Annotated in this window: 1 protein-coding gene and 1 pseudogene; both read left to right on the forward strand. The window is 43.7% G+C overall.

What is annotated here, in order from left to right; translation table 11 throughout:
* A pseudogene (locus tag L647_RS0100895) lies at positions 1 to 93 on the forward strand (biopolymer transporter ExbD); the annotation flags it as partial.
* A 9-nt stretch (positions 94 to 102) separates the two neighbouring features.
* On the forward strand, positions 103 to 671 hold a 569-nt coding region (locus tag L647_RS0100900; protein WP_024609535.1), incomplete at its 3' end, for an energy transducer TonB.

Genomic DNA, 671 nt, shown 5'->3' on the forward strand with positions numbered 1-671 from the left:
AAAAAATCAACAACCGATACTTTAATAAAAGTAATGGATGCAGCACGCGCAGCAGGTGTGTTTGACGTGTCGATTGCAGCTCAAGAAGCATAAGGGTAGGCAATGCGTTATTTAGTAGCATTAGTTATAGCCGGTGTAGTGACCTTTATGCTGTTTTTAGGCATGCAGGCACTCATAACTGGTGGCGATGGAGCTATGAGTGAGCCCGCTAAGGGAAATGTACTTGATTTTGTAAGGCTTAAAAAAGAAGAAAGCGTGCAAAAAAAAGAACGTAAACCACAAAAACCACCAACGCCTAAAGAGCCGCCACCGTCAATGGAATCGCCGCAAATGCAAAGTAGTGATGCAAACGCAAACGCTAATAACTTTGACTTTGGCGCAAACGTTGACGCAGATGTAAATTTGTCTGCTGGATTGGCGCTTGAAACAAGTGATGGGGAATATTTGCCTATTGTTAAAGTGGCACCTGTTTATCCGCGCCGTGCATTATCGCGAGGTATAGAAGGCTACGTTATTGTTGAATTTATAGTAACTAAGCAAGGTACAGTACGCGATCCGCAAGTGGTTAAAGCTGAGCCTGAGTCTTTGTTTGATAGAGCCGCTATGGATGCAGCGCTTAAATTTAAATATAAACCACGCGTAGTTAACGGTGAAGCCGTTGAAGTAGCGGG

Source organism: Pseudoalteromonas sp. TB64 (genome assembly GCF_000498095.1).
GTDB lineage: Bacteria > Pseudomonadota > Gammaproteobacteria > Enterobacterales > Alteromonadaceae > Pseudoalteromonas.